Origin of the sequence: Fusicatenibacter saccharivorans, from assembly GCF_015557635.1 — a bacterium.
GTDB classification, from domain to species: domain Bacteria; phylum Bacillota; class Clostridia; order Lachnospirales; family Lachnospiraceae; genus Fusicatenibacter; species Fusicatenibacter saccharivorans.
Window position 1 is genome coordinate 56,805 of the sequence record NZ_JADNOP010000017.1, and the last position, 16,539, is coordinate 73,343.

Sequence of the window (16,539 nt, forward strand, 5' to 3'; positions counted from 1 at the left end):
GCCCGGTACCGGCTCCATCAGCTTTTCCAGAAAATGGTTCAGCGTACGTTCCTCATAAGGAGACAGCAGAATCTCACCGTAGATATGTTTCTCGATCAGATGGCAGACACGCGTATATTCGCCTGGCTCGACCGCCGGAAATCTGCGGGCGAGTTCTGCATCGGTTGCTGCTGTTTCTTTGCCGCCTGTCCAAGGCAGATGATCCGCGCCGCCTCCGCCGCAATCACAAGCAGCGTCAGCAGAATCAGAAGCACGCCAAGCAGCCCGAGAAGAAACAGCGAAACACTGCGCAGTACCGGAAGAACGGCTTCGCCTGCCTTGCTCTTTCGGTTTTCCACACCGGTAATCTGCTCCGCCGACAGCGAATTGTTCTCCAGCACCACATTCTTCTGGACAGAATCTGGACTTCCGACCATTTTCTGAAGAGATGCAACATTATACAGGAACAGTTTGTTTTTTAGGTATTTTCTTTCACTTGTTTTTCTGTTGCTCCTTCCTCCATTTTTTGCTCTGCCTTAACTTCTAAAGACCATCCCAGAAAAACGCAAGTATTTTTAGTATTCCAGATACGCCCCTTTCATCGGGCTTGCTGCGTGGAGGCTGAAAAGACGGAGTACGCCTTTTTTGTATTTCGGCTCGCGCGGTTTCCAGTTCCGGCGGCGTTCTTTTAAGATCGCATCAATTTCTTCCATGGACTTGCGTTCTCCTGCGATTCCGATGATGTTAAGTTTTCGTTCCTTCACATCAATCTCAATCAAATCCCCTTCCTCGACGAGTGCGATCGGGCCGCCGTCTACAGCTTCGGGACTGCAGTGGCCGATGACCGGGCCGGTGGAGGCGCCGGAGAAACGGCCGTCGGTGATAAGCGCGATGCTCTTTCCAAGCTCTTTGTCGCTGCTGATTGCCTCGGAAGTATAGAACATCTCCGGCATACCGCTGCCTTTCGGGCCTTCGTAGCGGATGAAGACGGCGTCGCCTTTCTGAACCTTATGTTTCAGCACGGCATCGAGGCACTCCTCCTCGCTGTCGAACGGTCGGGCACGGAGGACGGCGTGGAACATTTCTTTCGGGCAGGCCGTGTGCTTGATGACGGCTCCCTCCGGCGCAAGGTTTCCGCGCAGAACAGCGATGCTGCCGTCCGTTCCGATCGCCTTGTCATACGGGCGGATAATATCTTCTTTTGTAATCGAAGTTCCATACCGCTCATTAAATTTTGCGAGCCATCCGCTGCACTTCTCATAAAATCCATTTTCACGAAGCTCCGCCAGATTTTCACCCAGTGTCTTTCCGGTCACTGTCATCACATCGAGATGCAGATGATCTTTGATTTCTTCCATAATCGCCGGAACGCCGCCCGCATAATAGAAGCACTCTGCCGGCCATCTTCCCGCCGGGCGGACATCGAGCAGATACCGCGCGTTGCGGTGCAGACGATCGAATGTGTCGCCGGTAATCTCGATGCCGAACTCATGCGCAATGGCCGGGATGTGCAGCAGGCAGTTTGTGCTTCCCGAAATTGCCGCGTGGACAAGAATCGCATTCTCAAAACTCTCTTTCGTCACAAGATCGCTTGGCCGCATATGCTCCATCTGTGCCAGTTTTACCGCCTGGCTGCCTGCCTCCTGTGCATATGCCAGAAGATCCGGGCTTGTCGCCGGCATCAGAGCGCTTCCAGGCAGGGCGAGGCCGAGTGCCTCCGCCATGATCTGCATCGTGGATGCCGTTCCGATAAACGAACAGGCACCGCAGCTCGGGCAGGCATTGCATTTCGCCCAGTCGAGCTTCTCCTCGTCGATCTCACCGCGCTCAAATTTTGCGCTGTACATGCCAAGCTGCTCCAGTGTCAGCATCTCCGGTCCCGCATTCATCGTTCCGCCCGGCACAACAACCGCCGGAATATCGACACGCGCAAGGCCGATCAGATTGCCCGGCATACCCTTGTCGCAGCTCGACAGATAGACGCCGCCGTCAAACGGTGTCGCATTCGCGTGGATCTCGATCATATTGGCGATCATCTCGCGGCTCGCAAGACTGTAGTTGATGCCGTCCGTTCCCTGGCTCTCGCCGTCACAGATGTCGGTGCAGAAATACCGCGCCCCGAAGCCCCCCGCTTCCGCAACGCCTTTCCGCACTTCCTCGACCAGCAGATTTAAGTGGCCGCTTCCCGGGTGGCTGTCCCCGTACGTACTCTCCACCATAATCTGCGGTTTTTCAAGATCCTCTTTTTTCCATCCTGTTCCAATCCGGAGCGGATCCATCTCCGGTGCAAGTTTCCGCATTTCCTGACTCTTCAGCATTTCCTTCTCCTCCCGCTGTTTTTTAGGTATTAAAAATACTCTTTCTGCTTTTCACTATAGCAATCCCTGTATTTGATTGCAAGACAAAAAAGCTGCAGTCTGCAGGGATTCCCCACAGACCGCAGCCTCTCTGAACAGCTCACAGATTTCTCTGTTTTCTGTTTGCCTGCTTCCGCAGATAATTTCCAATGCTTGTAAAACTAAGCAGCGTCACAATCAGAAAAACACCCGGGATCATAATGATCCACCATGCCTTTGTCATCAACGCTTTTTCCGAAAGTGACAGCATGCTGCCCCAGGAAATCACCTCCAGCGGAAGACCGATTCCCATAAAACTCAGTGTGGATTCTGCTACAATCGCACTTCGGATGTTCATAACCACCATAAACATAATAGACGAAAAAAAGTTCGGTGCCAGATGGTGCCATAAAATATAGAAAAAACTGCCTCCCATACAGCGCGACGCAATCACGTATTCACTGTTCCGGATCTGCCGTACTTCGGTCCGCACAACCTTTGCAATGCTTGTCCAGCTTGTCATTCCGATCACGGCAGAAATCGTAATCACATTGGATTTTCCCGCAGCAGCCAGAAGAAAAATGACAAGAAGAAGATTCGGCACCGACAAAAAGATCTCGGTCAGCCGCATCAGAAGCGCGTCCAGCCACGCCGGTGCACATCCGCTGACTGCGCCGAAGAGAACGGCAATCACAGTGGAAATCAGCGTAGAAAGCAGACCGATCGCCAGCGATATTCTGCCGCCGTACCAGATCATCGAGAAAATATCTCTTCCCATCGTATCGGTTCCAAACAGAAATTCCCGGCACGGCATGACGGAACAGTTTTTCAGATCCATATACGAGGGATCCTTCGTCATGATCTGCCCACAGAAAAGGCAGCTCAGCACAAGAAGACCCAGAAAAAGCTCTGCTGCCACCGGCCGGTCCTGATACCATTTTTTCTTTTTTTCTGCTTCTGTTTTTTCTGCAGGCCTCTCTCCTGCAAATTGAAATAATTGTGTTTTTTCTGTCACAGCATCATTACCTCCGATGTTTCTGCCGCTTCTTTCTCCCGCATCCGCGGATCAATTCTCTCGTTGATGATCTGTGCCGCCATATTGCACAGAATCACAACGATTCCGGACATCAGGCAAAGCAGCATCAGAAGATTGTAATCTTTGTACCGTGCGCTCTCATACGCCAGCGTTCCGATACCGGGATACGAGAAAACCGTTTCTACAATATAGGTTCCCCCCAGCACATGCGGAACAGAAATGGCCATGATGCCAAGATACGACGGAATCGTATTCCGCAGGCAATGCCGGAACAGAACCGTCTTTCGTTTCAGCCCCTTGGCTCTTGCCAGAAGCACATACTCTTCCCGCACTTCATCCAGAATTTTATTGCGGATCATGTATGCGTAATACCACAAATGACTCAGCACTACGACCGTCATCGGCAGGATCAGATGACAGACACGGTCAGAAAAATCTGCCTGTTTTCCAACAGAGTAGGCACCGGAACTCGGCAGCCATTTGAGCTGCATGGAAAAAACAAGAATCAGAAGCAGCGACAGCCAGAATTCCGGAATACATCCCGTGATGGTTCCCACCTTACAGATGATGCGGTCCAGCCATGTATCTTCCTTCCATGCACAGAGAATTCCAAGAAGCAGCGCGAGGGTGAAAATCAGCAGAAATCCAATGCCGCCAAGCACCAGCGTATTTCCAATTCTTCCCTCGATCACGCGCGTTACATCCATTTTATATTTGTACGAAATTCCGAAATCCCCATGCAGCGCATTGCCTGCCCAGCGGATATACTGTACGGAAATGGGATCCTTCAGTCCCAATTTTTCTTCGGCCCACGCTCTTTCTTCGGGCGTCATTTTTTCCACGCGGTCTCCGTAATATGATACCAGCGGATCTCCCGGCGCAAGCCTTGAAATATAAAATACGAGCACAGACAGCAGCAGAACACTTGCCAGAAATGCCACTGCTTTTTTTCCATAGTAAAGCACTTTGTTCCGGCTTTTCATCCTGCATCGCCTCCCTCCATCAGCACAAAATGATCTTTTTCCACTTCCCGCAGTGTTCCCGTCCGGGAAAATTCTGTATTGGAAAAATCCGGTACAGCTCTCGCTCTTTCCCTTCGCGGATCCGGAATCGGAATGGCCGCGATCAGTGCTTTCGTATACGGATGCAGCGGATTTTCAAACACGGCTCGCGCCGGGCCGGTCTCCACCAGTTTTCCATGGTACATCACACCTACTCTGTCACACAGAAATTCGACCATATCCAGATCATGCGCAATAAACAGGAACGAAAAACCGTGCTCCTTCTGCAGATGACGGAACAGATTCACAATCTGTGCCTGTATCGACGCGTCCAGCGATGCAATCGGTTCATCCGCCACCAGAAGCTCCGGCTCCATCGTCAGTGCCCGTGCAATCGCAACGCGCTGCCGCTGTCCGCCGGACAATTCTCCCGGATATTTTTTCAGATATTCCGGATCCAGCCCCACGTATTTCATCTGGAATCTGGCTTCCTCCTCATAGCTTCCCCGCAGCGGCCGGATTTTCTGCACGCGCATCGGCTCCTCAATAATGTCGCGGACCTTCATCTTCTGATTCAGACTGGAACCGGAATCCTGAAAAATCATCTGGCGTGTCGTCTGCAGCATTTTTTTATTTTTCCGGAACTGGCCTCTGTCGCAGGTATCAATCCCTTTATAATAAATCTGGCCGGCATATGGCTGATAAATATTCATCACACAGCGTGCAGCGGTAGATTTTCCGGAACCGGATTCTCCTACCAGTCCAAAAATTTCTCCTCTTCGAATCTGAAACGATACATCATCGACTGCCTTGACTGCTGTTTTCCGGGACAGTGGAAAAATATGGGTCAGATGACGCACATCCAGCAAAATCTCATGTTCCATCTGTGTTTCCTCCTATCGGCGGCACAACCTTCGGTGCTCTCTCATCCAGCAGCCATGTTGCCGCATAATGGCTGTCTGTGACCCGGAACATCGGCGGCTCCTCCTCAAAATCAATTTCCAGCGCATAAGCATTGCGGCTGGCAAAGGCATCGCCCTTCGGCGGATGGAGAAGAGACGGCGGCATTCCCGGGATAGACGGCAGGCTTTCTTTTCCCCTCGAAAACGCCGGTATGGAACGCAGCAGTCCCCACGTATACGGATGACGGGGATCATAGAAAATCTCATCCACGGTTCCAATCTCTACTATTTTTCCCGCATACATGACCGCTACCCGGTCTGCGATCCGCGCTACAACGCCAAGGTCATGTGTGACAAAGACCGTCGCCGTTCCCAGTTTTTTCTGAATTTCCCGAAGCAGGTCCAGAATCTGTGCCTGAATCGTCACATCCAGCGCTGTCGTCGGCTCATCAGCAAACAGAATTTCCGGATTGCCCGCCAGCGCAATCGCCAGTACGATCCGCTGCCGCATTCCGCCGGAAAAGTGATACGGATATGCCTTTTTCCGCTCTTCTGCCTGCTCGATTCCCACCAGCTGCATCAGTTCTGTCACTCTCTGTTCCACTTCTTCTTTTCCCATGTCTTTCTGATGCGCCCGCACTGCCTCTGCAATCTGCGCTCCGACTGTCATCGTCGGATTTAAGGAAGTCATCGGATTCTGGAAAACCATCGAGAACAGTTTTCCCCGCAGTTCCCGCATTCTTCGCTCCCCGTATCCTGCAATTTCTTCTCCATTGACCAGAATTTTTCCGTTTTTGATCTTTGCATTCTCCGGCAGCAGCTTCATAATGCTTTTGCAGAGCACACTTTTTCCGCAGCCTGACTCGCCTACAACAGCGAGCACCTCACCTGCATTCAGGGAAAAGCTGACATCGCGGACCGCCTGCACTTCCCCCTCATCGGTAAAAAAGCTGACGGAAAGATGTTCCACTTTTAATCGTTCCTTCATTCCGTTTTTCTCCTGTACAGACAAAAAGGAGGTAACCATACCTCCTTCGTCTGCTTTTTTGTTTTTATTCTTCGATTGTCCAGTCCTGAATATTCCAGAAAATACCAACGCCGTGGTGGCCCAGCACCGTGTCTTTGGAAATTCCCTGAATACCGGAATCTGCCACATAATTTGCATCAATATAACAGATGAATGCATAGGCCGGATCTTCTGCCAGTTCTTCCTGGAATTTTCCGTAATATTCTTTCCGCACTTCCGGATCGTCACTCTGACGGGCAAGAGACAGATACTCATCTACTTTTTCATTGGAATAGCTCGAATAATTCGCCCCTTTGTCCGTGCCGAAAACCTTATATGTATGATCGTCCGCATCGAACGGGCTTCCCCATCCGATCAGGCATGCCATCTGTCCACCCCAGTCCATCTGTGCCGGAATTTCCACGGTACAGTTGATTCCGGCTTCCCGGAGCTGCTGTGCTGCTGCCTGGGCAATATCAATGCGGTCCTGCTCACCGGACATCACGCTGATGACAAAACCGATTTCTTCGCCGTCCCGCTCATAGAAACCATCGCTGTTTCTGGTGCATCCGGCCGCTTCCAGAATTTCCTGTGCTTTTTCCGGATTGTAATCATAATGTTCTACGTTTTCGTTATTGTAAATGTTCCGCTGCAGCGGACTGTATGCCGCCATTCCCTCGCCAAGAAGCACAGAATCGATAATGGCCTGGCGGTCAATCGAATAACAGACGGCCGGAATGATGTCCCTGTTTTTCGTCCAGTAATCATTCGCAAAGTTAAATAAGATTCCGCGGTAATCTGCCGTTGTCATGTCATAGCAGGTAAAACCGTCTTTTTCTTTGAAATTCTGCGCATTTTTCGGGTCAAGCAGCGCCAGATCCAGTTCGCCGGATTCCAGCTGCATCGCCTGTGCATTATCATCTGGTACAATTTTGAAAATGACCTTGTCAATCTTTGGTGCCCCAAGGTAATAATCTTCATTTTTTACCAGAACAATCGACTGGCCTTCGTCCCAGCTCTCCAGTTTATACGGGCCGGTTCCAACCGGTGCACGGAAGAAATCCGATTCCTGCATGTTTTCACCTTCCAGCAGGTGCTTCGGCAGGATGGCCATCGTCATGTATTCCAGGAAAGCCACGTTCGGCTCGGAAAGGCGGAAGGAAACGGTGCTGTCATCTATAACTGTAATCTCTTCTACATCCTCATAATTTGGTGCATTTTCAGATCCGTTTTCCGGATCCATGATCGCTTCGATGGTGAATTTCACATCATCCGCCGTAAATTTTTCTCCATCATGCCATTGGATGCCGTCCCGGATATGAAAGGTGTAGGTGCAGGTTTCTGCATCGTACTCCCATTTTTCTGCCAGACCCGGAACAATGTTGTCATCCGCATCGTGTGCGGTCAGTCCGTTGAACAGCAGCAGATTAATTTCACCGTGCTCATCCATCGCCGGATTAATCCTGGTATAATCAGCAGAACCGTAAACCAGGGTCGTCTCTTCCTCCCCTGTCTGGCCGGAAGAAGCTTCCGTCTCTGTTTTCGACAAATCTGTATTGTTGCTGTTTTTCCCGCTGTCCTGACCGCATGCCGCAAGGGATGCTGCAAGAGACACCATCAGCATCAAAGATAATATTTTCTTCTTCATCCTTTTCCTCCCATTTTCAGACCGTTTTTACCCGGACTGACCGCTTTTTTGCTTTGTACTCCCATGATCTGCGCGCCTGATCCATGTACTGTTCGTTCATTATATTTGATATTTCAGGCTCTCACAAGCCGGGTGGGGGGATATTTTTTTCTTTTCTCGTAAAGTTAATCGTCTCATGCAGAGGGAACTGCTCCGCATGCCAACATAAAACATGACCTTGATCAGGGGACTCTTCCTCTGCATCAAGGTCATGTTTCTTTTCCTATGATTTTAAAATTTTACAGCATATTGATAACAAATCCAGCCAGCATCGTGGACAGAACCGTAATAACCGTAATTCCTCCCACGACATACGGCACGTTTAAGGTATCTTCGATAAACGCTTTCTCCTCCGGTGTCTCTCCGACCGCATCGCCGACCTCGCGGCAGATGACCACGTTGCTCGGGAATCCGAGGAACTGCTCGACACCGATGCCGACAGCCAGATCCTTGTCGCCGACAAGTTTCCAGGTCGGAAGAACCCATCCAACCAGTGCAACACCGATCAGAGCCGCGGCAAACAGAACGATGGTCTGGAATGCCATGGTACCGAGATCACTTAAGGAAACCTTCGCCAGAGACGGGATGATGGAGCCAAAGACAGCAACCATCATAAGGCCGTAGGAATTCGATTTCTGCAGCGGTTTTGTCGGAACGAGTCCGGAAGCGGCACAGACAACACCGAGAAGCAGCGCCCAGATGCTGTAGTTGATCGGAGTCAGATCGCCAAGGATGTGGGCAACCCAGGAACCGGCTGCAACGAGCGCCATCATGACGTTGGCGGAATACCATTCTTTGTGTTTATCTGCAAAGGAAATTTTTGCGGAAGCACCGTTTCCGGTCTCCTGCTTTTTAAACTGCGCCGGATTCTCGCGGTATGCTTTCAGCAGTTTTTTTCCGTAACGGATACCCATGGCAGATGCGATCGGCGCACCGACGAATTTCTGTACGGAATAGATGACTGCACAGAGTGCTGCCGCCGTTGCCAGTCCTTTTTCTGCTGCGGCGCTTGCCATCAGCGAAGTTGCCATTGCCGCACCGTTGATAACCGGCATGCCGACGAGCACAGTGTCAAATCCGATGATCGGGGATACCAGAAGCATCACAAGGCAGGACGCCAGCATACAGAGTGCCGCCATTAATACGGTTCTCCACTCCTCGATCAGCTGTTTCACGTTCAGGGTAGTACCCATGTTGAACAGTACCATCGCAATTGCCAGTTTTGATAACGCCGTAAGGCCTCCCTGGTCGATGATGTCCGCCGGGATCAGTTTCGTCAGAAAGCCTACCAGGAACAGGAGCATGACGACCATCATTCCGGACAGCTTTCCTTTTGTAATTTTACCGACAATGTCGCCAAGTGCAAACACGATCAGAACAATCATGAAGCTGGAGAACATTGCGTTGTTTGTTAAAATCTCAGCCATTTCTTTTTCTCCCTTGCTCTTTTTAATTTGAAATTATACATAATTTTCTTTTATTTTGCAAGTTTTATCCAGTTTTTATTTTATATTTTGCATATTTATGCAATCCTTCCAATTATCCGCGCCACAAGCTCTCCGGCATGATAGAAGTCATCGAGATGCAGATATTCTTCGGTCGAATGATTCTTGAAATATCCTGTTGCGATACCGACACAGGTGATTCCCTTCTGATTGAAAATATTGCCGTCCATACCGCCGCCTCCGCCGTTGATCTGCGGTTCGATTCCCATCTCTTTCAGGGATTCCGTGACGATCTGAATCATCTCGGAATCCTCCGGGATGAAGAACGGCAGGAAGGTGTTTTCTCTTTTAAATTCCACACGCGCACCGCGCTTTTCTGCGATTTCACGGCAGTGCGACTGGAAATACGCTTCATAGCGGTCGAGTTTTTCTCCCGACCGGCTCCGCATCTCTCCGCGCAGGATTGCGTGGTCGCAGACAACGTTCATTGCCTCGCATGTTTTGGACCAGAGGTGAGAAAAGTTCGACGTTGTATTTTCATCCAGTCTTCCCGTCTCCATCGTTGCGAGCATTTCCGCCATAATTTTTGCCGCATCAATGCCTTTCTCCGGCTCATTTCCCGCATGGGCTGCCTTGCCGAAAACCTGTGCTTCCAGAAGGGCACGGCCCGGCGCACCATTTACAATTCGGCCGATGCGTCCCGGGGAGTCGAGCACATACATCGTTTTTGATGTCAGCAGGCTTACATCGAATGCTTTCGCACCGTACAGACCGGCCTCCTCGCCGACCGTAAAGAGGATCTCCAGTTTCGGAAGCGCCTTCCCGGATTCAATCGCCTGACGCACGCCCTCTAAAATGGCTGCCACACCGGACAGATCATCTGCCGCCAGAATCGTGTCGCCCGAAGAACGAAGGATTCCATCCTCCTCCACCGGTTTGATTCCAATGCCGCCCGGCACACGGTCCATATGGGAACAGAAACAGACAACACCGTCCCGCTCTCCTTCCCGAACCGCCAGAATATTGCCGCACACGCCGCCAAACGTAGCCCCGGCCTCATCCCGCGTAATCGCAAATCCCATCTGCTCCAGTTTTTTCACCAGATGCTCTGCAATCTCCGTCTCCTGACCGCTCGACACATCAATCCGCATCAATTCGGTCAGTTCATCTAACATACGTTGATTTTTCATTTCTTTTCCACTCTCCATTCTTGAAAAAAATTTTCAAAAACAATTCTTCTACATCTTACCATTTGCCTTTCGTCCTTAATAGGTGTAAAATTATGCCATAATTCATTTTTATGTCTTTAATTCTCGGAAAGGAATTTTATATATGAAAATCGGCGTAACAGGTTCTGACCATATCTGCGACAGGATTCAGAAAACGCTGGAGAAGCGCATGCCGGACCTTGAAGTGGTCTACCGGCGTTCCAACGATTACCGGTACGGTCTGGAAGCGGCTGCCCAGTTTCAGAAAGGGAAAGTATCCGGCATTATTTTTACTGGGCCGACCAACTATCACTATGCTTTAAAGCGGCTGGAGCCAAACGTTCCCTGGACCTTTCTTCCGCACAATCAGGCTTCCATCTTAAAAGCGCTGGCGGAATCTGCTGTCCGTTATTCCTGCGTGCCGGATGTCATCAGTATCGATATGTATGAGGAACAGCTTGTGCAGGAAACGCTGGAAGAGATCGGCATTTCCAATGGCCGCGTCCTTGTGGCACACGGCTCTTCTCCCGATCAGGGCGATTTTCAGGATGCCCTCACGGATTTTCACCGTTACAACTATTTTCACAACGGGGCAAAAATCTGCTTTACCAACATGGAAAAAACGTATGAGGCACTGTCGGCAGAAGGCATTCCCTGCATCCGCATCTCGGTTTCCGAGGATGTAATTCTGGAACAGGTTTATCATCTTCAGTTTCTGGGAAATACGGCGCAGAAGAACCGCGGGCAGAGTGCTTCCGTGCAGATCTATTTTGATTATTCCTTTGATCAGGAGACGGATCTTTCGCTCCGGGAATGGGAGAAGATTCATTATCAGAATGAGATGCGCGAGCTGATCTACTCTGCCGCCCACCGCATGGGGGCTGCTGCGTTCTCCGAGGGCGCTTCTATTTTTTATATCATGTCATCCCGTCCGGTTCTGATGCGGGAATTTATTCAGAACGGGGAATATCTGAAGATTCTGTTTCACGGACAGCAGACGCCGCACAACCGGCTGTGGATCGGCATCGGCTACGGTGATACTCCCATGGAGGCGAAATCCCGCGCGGCGATGGCGCTCAACCACTCGATCGCGGACCGCTCCGGCGCGAACTATATTGCGGAGGATGAGCATCAGTTTACCGAAATTAAGATCAATGACCCGACCGATCACACGGCGTATCTTCTGCACCGGCTTCACATCAGCAGCAGTACGTATGAAAAACTGAAAGAGATTCTGCGGTCACATGATCAGGTAATCACTTCCGCACAGCTCGCTGCAGATATGGGGATCACGGAGCGGAGCGCCAACCGGCTGATTCTGCGGCTGGAACAGGAAAACTGTGTGACCACGATCGGCAAAATCAGCGGCGGCAGGGGACGGCCGGCACGGATTATGAAAATCACTTTATAAAACATAAGAAATGGAGAATGTTTATGGATAAAAGAACGGAACAGGCATTTGCCTATCTCGAGAAAAACGAACACAGTATGATGGAGCTGCTGAAAAATCTTGTCTCCATTGAAACGCCTTCGGCTGATCGCGAGGCGAATGAGCGGATTGCGGCGCATCTCGATACGTACTGTGATGCGCTCGGCATGGAGCGTCAGATTCATCACTTTGAGAAGGCTGGCCCGACGTTTGCCGCGTGGACCCGGCCGCAGGAAAAGAAGCCGATTCTTCTGCTTGGGCATATGGATACAGTTCATGCGGTTGGAAAGTTCGGCCCGGAACCGTTTCTTGTGAAGGATGACCGCGTGTACGGTCCAGGCGTTTATGACATGAAGGGCGGCGATGTGATCGCGCTGTTTGTGCTCCGCGCACTGAATGCGGTCGGGTATGAGGACAGACAGATCAAACTGGTGCTCACCGGTGATGAGGAAGTCGCCCATGCATTTTCCCACGGCGAGGCCGGAAAGCTTGTCGAGCAGTATGCCAGCGGCTGTGAGGCGGCTTTTAATCTGGAATCGGGCTACACCAGCGGCGAAGTGACTACGAGAAGAAACGGCGGCGCGATCATTCGCGTGAAAGTAAAGGGCAAAGCGGCTCATGCAGGAAAGGAGCCGCAGAAAGGCGCGAGTGCGATTCTGCAGGCGGCGCGCATGATTACAGAGATTGAGAGCCGCTCGGTGTTCGGCTATCTTTCCTTCAACTGCGGCCGTATTTCAGGCGGAACCGGAGCCAATGTCATCCCGGATTCCTGTGAGTTTTCCATCGGTATCCGATACGCGGCAAATGCGCAGTATGAAGAAGCCATCGCTTTCTTAAAAAATCTCTGCGAACACGTCACCGTTCCTGGCACAAGCTGCACCATGGAACAGAACGGCTACTACCCCGCCATGGAAATGGTCGACGGTGCCGACCGCCTCCTCTCCCTCTATCAGGAAAGCTGTAAACTCCTCGGCGAACCAATCCCGCAGGGCATCCAGCAGAGCGGCTGCTCCGACACCTCCTTCGTCACCCGCATCGGAATCCCCGCCCTCTGCAGCCTCGGTATCCAGGGCGCAGGCGCACATTCACTTGATGAGTATGCGATTCCGTCCTCACTGCTCGTGCAGTGCAAGAAACTGGTGGCCACGATTTTGGCGATGTAAAATGCTATGCGGTTCTTGACAAAACAGGAAAGTCATTTTAGCATAAAAAAAGAAACGGGTTTTTTGTCCGGTAAGCTCATCGTGAGCCGAGGGAGTTGCTCGTTTCTTTTTTATTATCTTATTTTCTTTACCCTATCACATCCGTAACCGCATTCACCGCTTTCGCCACAAAGCTGATCGTCTTTTCATTGAACACTTCCCCGTCTTTTGAGATCGAAACGTGTGCGAGTCCGATCTCATCTTTCTCGCTCGCTTCGGTGCTGCCCATGAGGGTTGTCCATTTGATATGGACATCGTCGGCGGTGATGGCGTGGTCGCATGTTACGATGTACTGTGCTTCATCGAACAGCGGCGAATTGGATTCCGCATAGACGATGATGTCGTTGTTTTTTTCCTGATAGACGCGCACGGTGTAATTCACCAGGTCTTTTTCATCCGTGATATAGTCCTTATTCGGCGATACGGTTTCTTCGCAGATCAGGCTGGCGTCTTTTGGAATTGTATTGTTCTCTTTCTTTTTTGTCATCCCGATCATCAGCATACAGTTGCAGAGTGCTGCGATCAGAACTGCAAGCAGCAGGATTTTTATTCTAGGTTTCATTGTTTTCTCTTCCTTTTCCCATGTCATAGTTTGTCACTGATGTTTCATTTCCATTATACATGATTCCCCCAAAATAAGAAACGCAAAAATGCATCCGCCCCCGTAAAACCTTTTTGAAAAAATTTCTCAATGAAAAAGTTTTCTATTTTGTTCCAAATATGTTATGCTATACTGTCTGTTAGGCAATTCTAACTCGATGTACTCTCGTAATAAAGGAGGAACTGCATGCCTTTAAATTTAACCGATTTCAATCAGTTTTACGTCATCAATAAAATCTGCGGCCAGGAAAAGCAGCGTCATTATCTGGAGTCGCTTGGGTTTGTTCCCGGGGCCAGGATTTCGATTCTGTCGGAGCTTCACGGTTATTATCTCGTCATGGTGAAGGGCAGTAAAATCGGGCTGGATAAGAGTCTGGCCAAGAAAATTATTGTGTATGCCAGCTGAACCGATGGCAGGGTTCACTTTTTGCATACGCATTTAGAAAGTATGGAGTATTATGGAAAAGAACAAAAAAATCATCAAACTGTGCTATCTGCAGATCGCATTCTATGTCGTCTTTCTGACATCGCTGCTTCTGCATTTCAAGCGTGGGCTGGATCATCGCGCCTTTGCACTTCTGATTATCCTTACGCTGCTCGGCTGCGCCTCTGCACTGACGCTTACCGATTATCTGAAAAGCCTGATCCGCCGCTCCGGCTTTGATGTCGCCGGCGTGCACGATAAAAAGTCGCTGGAAGAAAAGCTCCTCCAGCTTCAGAACGCGGACGATACACTCGATGTCGGCGTGATGATGTTTGATATGAACAATTTAAAGATGATCAACGACACGTACGGCCACGAAGAAGGCGACGTCTTTATCCAGACCTTCGCCTCCTATCTGACCCGCATTCTGACCGAGGACAGCTTTCTGGCGCGGTTCGGCGGTGATGAATTTGTCATTGTGCAGAATCATGCAACCTGGAACCAGCTGGAGCAGATGAATCTTCAGCTGCAGACGATGATCGACACCTACAACCAGACGGCGGATCACCCGCTGAGCTATGCCGTCGGATATGAGCTGAGCTGCAAAAATCATTATTATCTGATCATGGATCTGCTGCAAATGGCGGACGAAAAAATGTACCAGGACAAGCGGTATAAAAAACAGCTCCAGAAAAACGGACCTCTCGCCGCCCGCCGCAGTATGCTTGCTGAGAGCATTTCCACGGATTCTTTAAAAGAAAAAATTTTTACGCTTCTCAATAACAGAAGCGAAGAAAAGCAGTACGCCTTTCTGATGACGGATGTCGACAATTTTCATCTGATCAACGATTACTGGGGTTATGAGATGGGTACGAACATTCTGAATTTCATCCTGAAAAAGCTGGAACTCTTTCCGCAGACACTCTTTGTGAACCGCTATCACTCCGATATCTTTGTCGGCATTATCGATATCACCGGGCAGGATCCGGCCGTGGTGCGGGAAAAGATTTCCGCCTATCACAAGCAGGCGATCCGCGAAGTGCTGGAATCGTATCCGCTGAATTACATGACGCTGAACACTGGCGTCTATTATCTGAATGACACGGACACACCAGCGGAGGAAGTCATCTCTCATGCCAACATTGCGCGGCGGCGTGCGAAGGAAACTTCCACCTGCGTCTTCGAATACAACGCCGAGCTTTCCAGCACGGAACAGAAGCGCGCGGAGACCATTCATTCCTTCCAGAATGCCCTTGCGAAAAAAGAATTTCAGATTTATTTCCAGCCGAAAATCAGCGGAAAAGCGCAGGAAATTGCAAGCGCCGAGGTGCTGGTACGCTGGCTGCGCGAGGACGGCACGCTCTGGTTCCCGGACAGCTTTCTGCCGATTCTGGAGGAGACCGGAGAGATTGAGTCGCTCGACTATTATGTGTATAATGCTGCTTTCCAGTGGCTCGCTGACCGCCGGGAAAACGAACTTCCGCTGCTGCCGCTCTCGCTGAATGTGTCGCCGGTTCATTTCCGCAAGATCGATACGTTCACACAGCGGATCACACAGCTGCTCGATCATTATCAGATTCCTTCGAAGTACCTGGTTTTTGAGATCACAGAAACAACGTACATTCATAACATTGATGCCGTCAACCAGATGATCCGCTTTTTCCACGACCGGAATATCCGCATTTCCATGGACGATTTTGGGTCTGGATATTCGTCCTTAAATTCGCTGAAGGATATTCTGTTTGATGAAGTTAAAATTGACAAACATTTCCTCTCGGCGGGCCTCTCCGAAAAAGGAAAAATTGTGCTGGAAGAGATGTTCCATCTTTTAAAACGCACAGACAAATGGATTGTCTGCGAGGGTGTGGAGACGAAAGAGATGGTAGATTTTCTGATCGCCGAAGGATGCGACGAGCTGCAGGGATTCTATTATTATAAACCGATGGAACAGAAAAAATTTGAAGAGCTGATCGCTTGACAAAGTCCGAATTCTATACTATGGTTATCTTACCCGGTAGTTACTACCGAGTGAACCTCACATGACTAAAGTCACGTGCTTCCGGCCGCTTTAGGCGGCAGACCAAATATCGGCGGATACGCCTGTTACTTAGATTTTGCACAGATATGTGCTTCTTCCATGCCGGATACGGCAGGTTTCCACATAACAGGTAATCCACTGCATATCTGCCTGTGTTTATGCTGCTTTACGCAGTTCCATTTCTGAAATCAGTTCTCTCAGATCTGCATAAACACATGAGGTTCTACGCTTTACTGCAGGAACTTT

The 16,539-nt window shown here is 50.2% G+C and carries 14 protein-coding genes; 4 read left to right on the forward strand and 10 right to left on the reverse strand.

Annotated elements, in window-relative coordinates:
* Positions 1-95: 95 nt before the first annotated feature.
* The 9 genes from I2G42_RS13520 to I2G42_RS13560 form a co-directional block, all read right to left on the reverse strand.
* Entirely contained in the window at positions 96-380 is a 285-nt protein-coding gene (locus tag I2G42_RS13520; protein ID WP_147342031.1) for a hypothetical protein, read from the reverse strand.
* A gap of 174 nt (positions 381-554) precedes the next feature.
* Positions 555-2,297, reverse strand: a complete 1,743-nt coding sequence (ilvD, locus tag I2G42_RS13525; protein WP_055227858.1) for a dihydroxy-acid dehydratase — start codon at positions 2,295-2,297, stop codon at positions 555-557.
* Between the two features lie 139 nt (positions 2,298-2,436).
* Positions 2,437-3,330, reverse strand: a complete 894-nt coding sequence (locus I2G42_RS13530) for an ABC transporter permease (protein ID WP_330611343.1) — start codon at positions 3,328-3,330, stop codon at positions 2,437-2,439.
* Positions 3,327-4,334: an ABC transporter permease gene (locus I2G42_RS13535; RefSeq protein WP_055227860.1), complete on the reverse strand. Its 1,008-nt coding sequence runs from the start codon at positions 4,332-4,334 to the stop codon at positions 3,327-3,329. The genes I2G42_RS13530 and I2G42_RS13535 overlap by 4 nt, the downstream gene beginning before the upstream one ends.
* Positions 4,331-5,236, reverse strand: a complete 906-nt coding sequence (locus I2G42_RS13540) for an ATP-binding cassette domain-containing protein (protein WP_055221171.1) — start codon at positions 5,234-5,236, stop codon at positions 4,331-4,333. Before I2G42_RS13540 ends, I2G42_RS13535 begins: the two co-directional genes overlap by 4 nt.
* Entirely contained in the window at positions 5,226-6,242 is a 1,017-nt protein-coding gene (locus I2G42_RS13545; RefSeq protein ID WP_055227871.1) for an ABC transporter ATP-binding protein, read from the reverse strand. Before I2G42_RS13545 ends, I2G42_RS13540 begins: the two co-directional genes overlap by 11 nt.
* A 64-nt stretch (positions 6,243-6,306) precedes the next feature.
* Positions 6,307-7,908 carry an ABC transporter substrate-binding protein gene (locus tag I2G42_RS13550; protein WP_195531168.1) on the reverse strand — a complete coding sequence of 534 codons (1,602 nt, stop codon included), beginning with the start codon at positions 7,906-7,908 and terminating at the stop codon, positions 6,307-6,309.
* A gap of 278 nt (positions 7,909-8,186) precedes the next feature.
* Complete coding sequence (locus tag I2G42_RS13555) at positions 8,187-9,374, reverse strand: hypothetical protein (RefSeq protein WP_195531169.1); 1,188 nt, start codon at positions 9,372-9,374, stop codon at positions 8,187-8,189.
* A 95-nt stretch (positions 9,375-9,469) separates the two neighbouring features.
* Entirely contained in the window at positions 9,470-10,582 is a 1,113-nt protein-coding gene (locus I2G42_RS13560; RefSeq protein ID WP_055221225.1) for a M20/M25/M40 family metallo-hydrolase, read from the reverse strand.
* A gap of 142 nt (positions 10,583-10,724) precedes the next feature.
* On the opposite strand from I2G42_RS13560, the gene I2G42_RS13565 reads away from it, so the two are divergent.
* Together I2G42_RS13565 and I2G42_RS13570 are read left to right on the forward strand one after the other, a co-directional pair.
* Positions 10,725-12,011, forward strand: coding sequence for a hypothetical protein (locus I2G42_RS13565; protein ID WP_195531170.1), 1,287 nt, complete (start codon positions 10,725-10,727; stop codon positions 12,009-12,011).
* Between the two features lie 23 nt (positions 12,012-12,034).
* Positions 12,035-13,192 (forward strand): M20/M25/M40 family metallo-hydrolase, encoded by a 1,158-nt coding sequence (locus I2G42_RS13570; protein ID WP_055227862.1) that lies wholly within the window; start codon positions 12,035-12,037, stop codon positions 13,190-13,192.
* A 127-nt stretch (positions 13,193-13,319) separates the two neighbouring features.
* Here I2G42_RS13570 and I2G42_RS13575 read toward each other — a convergent pair whose 3' ends face one another.
* Positions 13,320-13,793, reverse strand: a complete 474-nt coding sequence (locus I2G42_RS13575) for a hypothetical protein (protein WP_173859817.1) — start codon at positions 13,791-13,793, stop codon at positions 13,320-13,322.
* Between the two features lie 225 nt (positions 13,794-14,018).
* Here I2G42_RS13575 and I2G42_RS13580 point away from each other — a divergent pair, with 225 nt between their 5' ends.
* Together I2G42_RS13580 and I2G42_RS13585 are read left to right on the forward strand one after the other, a co-directional pair.
* The gene (locus I2G42_RS13580; protein WP_022461332.1) at positions 14,019-14,237 is read left to right on the forward strand and encodes a FeoA family protein; all 219 of its coding nucleotides are present in this window, start codon (positions 14,019-14,021) and stop codon (positions 14,235-14,237) included.
* 52 nt (positions 14,238-14,289) lie between these two features.
* Entirely contained in the window at positions 14,290-16,233 is a 1,944-nt protein-coding gene (locus I2G42_RS13585; protein ID WP_195531171.1) for a bifunctional diguanylate cyclase/phosphodiesterase, read from the forward strand.
* The last annotated feature ends 306 nt before the right edge of the window (positions 16,234-16,539 follow it).

Bases quoted from the DNA above. Each gene is read 5' to 3' on its own strand.
- ilvD (WP_055227858.1), bottom strand. From the start codon at position 2,297: ATGCTGAAGAGTCAGGAAATGCGGAAACTTGCACCGGAGATGGATCCG.
- I2G42_RS13535 (WP_055227860.1), bottom strand. From the start codon at position 4,334: ATGAAAAGCCGGAACAAAGTGCTTTACTATGGAAAAAAAGCAGTGGCA.
- I2G42_RS13540 (WP_055221171.1), bottom strand. From the start codon at position 5,236: ATGGAACATGAGATTTTGCTGGATGTGCGTCATCTGACCCATATTTTT.
- I2G42_RS13545 (WP_055227871.1), bottom strand. From the start codon at position 6,242: ATGAAGGAACGATTAAAAGTGGAACATCTTTCCGTCAGCTTTTTTACC.
- I2G42_RS13550 (WP_195531168.1), bottom strand. From the start codon at position 7,908: ATGAAGAAGAAAATATTATCTTTGATGCTGATGGTGTCTCTTGCAGCA.
- I2G42_RS13555 (WP_195531169.1), bottom strand. From the start codon at position 9,374: ATGGCTGAGATTTTAACAAACAACGCAATGTTCTCCAGCTTCATGATT.
- I2G42_RS13560 (WP_055221225.1), bottom strand. From the start codon at position 10,582: ATGAAAAATCAACGTATGTTAGATGAACTGACCGAATTGATGCGGATT.
- I2G42_RS13565 (WP_195531170.1), top strand. From the start codon at position 10,725: ATGAAAATCGGCGTAACAGGTTCTGACCATATCTGCGACAGGATTCAG.
- I2G42_RS13570 (WP_055227862.1), top strand. From the start codon at position 12,035: ATGGATAAAAGAACGGAACAGGCATTTGCCTATCTCGAGAAAAACGAA.
- I2G42_RS13575 (WP_173859817.1), bottom strand. From the start codon at position 13,793: ATGAAACCTAGAATAAAAATCCTGCTGCTTGCAGTTCTGATCGCAGCA.
- I2G42_RS13580 (WP_022461332.1), top strand. From the start codon at position 14,019: ATGCCTTTAAATTTAACCGATTTCAATCAGTTTTACGTCATCAATAAA.
- I2G42_RS13585 (WP_195531171.1), top strand. From the start codon at position 14,290: ATGGAAAAGAACAAAAAAATCATCAAACTGTGCTATCTGCAGATCGCA.